This is a genomic window from Candidatus Cloacimonadota bacterium, assembly GCA_011372345.1.
Taxonomy (GTDB): Bacteria; Cloacimonadota; Cloacimonadia; order Cloacimonadales; family TCS61; genus DRTC01.
Genome location: DRTC01000075.1, coordinates 1 through 2,982 on the forward strand (window position 1 = coordinate 1; position 2,982 = coordinate 2,982).

The 2,982-nt window shown below is 33.3% G+C and carries 2 protein-coding genes; both read right to left on the reverse strand.

Features of this window, described 5'->3' with window-relative positions:
- Positions 1-1,984: hypothetical protein (locus ENL20_01385; GenBank protein HHE37210.1), on the reverse strand; the 1,984-nt coding region annotated here is incomplete at its 3' end.
- Positions 1,985-2,081: 97 nt separating this feature from the next.
- Complete coding sequence (locus ENL20_01390) at positions 2,082-2,414, reverse strand: hypothetical protein (GenBank protein HHE37211.1); 333 nt, start codon at positions 2,412-2,414, stop codon at positions 2,082-2,084.
- Between the last annotated feature and the right edge of the window lie 568 nt (positions 2,415-2,982).

Below are 2,982 nucleotides of genomic sequence, written 5' to 3' on the forward strand. Positions count from 1 at the left end.
TATCGGATTGGATAATCTCAAAACTTCCGAGATGAGGGATATAATTCTGTTTGGTAACGGTTAGATCCACATTTCCTTCAGTTTCGGCATTGATCGGAAGAATTACCTGACCTTCGGAATTTGTATAAGCTGTGGAAAATATCTCATCCTCTGTATTTGAAGCTGTTACCCAGGCATTTTCAAGAGGAAACCCATTATTGTCATGAACTGATACTTCCAAATAATTACTTCCAATAGGGATTTGGGTGGAATAATCTACATTCATTTCTTCCGGAATTTTAGTCCACATTTCCAATCCGGGATCACCCATTAGATTGTTCCAATAGGAAAATTTATAAACTGCATTATAAGGATTATTAGGATATGAATTATAAAGATTCAGTTTTCCTCTATTTAAAGATCCTCCGATATGAGGAATTTTATCAACAAATATTCCATAATAAATTCCAGCATCCATACAGTTGTTGAAACAGGTATTTGTGTCGGTTGTTGCTGTTCCAATAGCTGCAATTGCTCCGGTTGGAATTGCAGGAGAACCGGCTTTTAAAAATCGTTCACTAATACAATCAGACGTCCCTTCAAAATCTCCTGTTCCACATGTTAAAGAAACAGCTGCAGGAAGCATAAAACCATTACTAAGATTATTTATGTGCCAATTTCTCCATCCACTCATTCCAATAAAACCACGATAATTAAAATAACTTACGCCGCTATTAAATCCATTGCTCATCTGTAATACCCAGGGTTCGGAATAGACTTCTTCACAAATAATATTCCCGCAATGTTCATCGATCATTTCTTTTATGAAGATTTTAGTGTCAACACAGGATTGACCGGAATCAGTCGGATCACCGACCAGTAAAGCTTTATTGTACCAATCTGTTTCTTCGAGATAAGGTTCTTTTTCATAATGTAAAATTTTTGAGATTATTGTCTGGAATTCAAATATATCGTTGAAAGAAAGACGACCTATAAAAGCATCGGACAGGACATCATCTCCTTCGAGTAAAGTGTAAAAATGATCACCTTCTCCGCCGTCGAGATGAGCTGTTGGAATGGAAAAATTTCCGCCTGCATCTCCAATGAGACAGATAAATTCGGGTGGATTCTCCCAACTATCATAAGCATTTTGGATATAACTTTTAATCGAACTCAAACTTGATCCTGTTTCAAAAGTATTGGCAGCAACAACATCGTAACCTTTTTGATGTTTCCAATCGATTAGATATTGAAGATTCTGTTCTACGGAGGTGCTGGTTGGATAAATAAAGAGATAGGACGGTTGTTGATATTCATCATTTCTTGATCTTATTGAATCGTAATTGATGATTGCTGATGAGTATAATGACACGAAGGAATGAGATTTTTTATTGATATCCCATTTAATATTTATTCCATTTTTATTTGTGCAATTTATAATAAAATCTATGTTTTTGATGATTTTCAATTCTTTCATTTTCGGATCAAATTGAAACGGATTCACGGTTATCTGAACAACTCTATAATCACGCATAATGGCAGGATTTCCTAATGAAATTGTTTTATCAGGGAAAACATCACCATTTACATAAAAATCTTCATCAATAGAAAATTCCTGATCCTTTGGTCGACTTTCATTCTGTAGTTTCTGTTGAGGATAAATTATGATGTTTGTTAGAATATCATATTCTGAAGAAATGATTTCAAATGACACTTCTCCTTTGTTCGGAATGGCAATTAGACGGGAAAATCGAGGAAGGTCTGGTTTTCCAATTTCTAAAAACTCACCTTCATTCAAGTATGAGATTTTTTTATAGATCAATCCTCTTTCGGAGATATTTTCCTGTTCATACCCATTTAAAGAAAATTCCAATTGTATAGGTTCTGAATTGTTCTCAATATGATCGAATAATGGCTTTCGTGAATTTTCAGGTATTTCGATCCATTCTGCAAAAATAAAAAAATTGAAAATAAATAGAATTAAGAAAATAAGATTTTTTTTCATAATTTTTCCCTTTTTTAATTACCGGATTACAAAATGTTACTTACTCAAAAATGTCAATCTTTAAAAATCACAAATTATCTTTTCCTCAACCACCAACTCAAAATAAAAACGATCCGAAAATAATAATCCCTAATACAAGAAAGAATATAAATTCAAACAAGTTGTTCCAGATGCTGAAAAAGAAAGCTCCGGAAAGTCCTAAAAGAATGATGATAATTCCGCCGAGCAATTCGTTATTCCAGGCAATCAGAACTGCAAGCAGGAAACAAATCCAGGGAAATGAATTAGGACTGTTCTTAATGATTTCTTTTATTGTAAACGGTTCGGCTCCGGAGATAAGAGCAAATAAAAATATCATGATTCCGCAGATCAATAATACATAACGGGCTGTATAACGGTAAAAGTTTGCGAGTTTGATTCTTCTATTCATTTTGAAACCAAAAATCCACCAATAACTGACAAAATTGGTTTTAATTTCTTTTGGATCGGATCAACATCTACACCAAAATTTTCTAATGCTGTAGCACTAAGAAGGAATGTTGAACCATTTTTAGCAAAAATAACAGGACACGGTATATTTCCATCAAAGTCCTCAATCTGGAAATCACAGAATCCAAATAACCTTGTATCATGTCTCCCGTCTGCTAAAATTAAATTTCGCTTGGAAGTCGGTTCAATCTTAATTTTATCCAGAAATTCTTCCGGTATAAAAGAATGTTTCGCACCGGTATCGTCCCAGAATTCTTTTCAAATGATAATTCCGGATACTGTATGTTTGAAACTTTTACTTTTTCTTTGAACATTCCCATCTTTCCCTCTTTTTAACCTTTTCTCTTTTCTCGTCCATTCGCTTGTTCTTATTTCTAATATTGGAATTAAAATCAATTGTTTTAAAATTATTCATTCCTATCTTTCACTCCATCCTTTTCTTGAAATTCATAGAAATTCTGATCCTAAAACTTTATTAATAATAAAAAAAGAAATGGTGAGTTCAACAA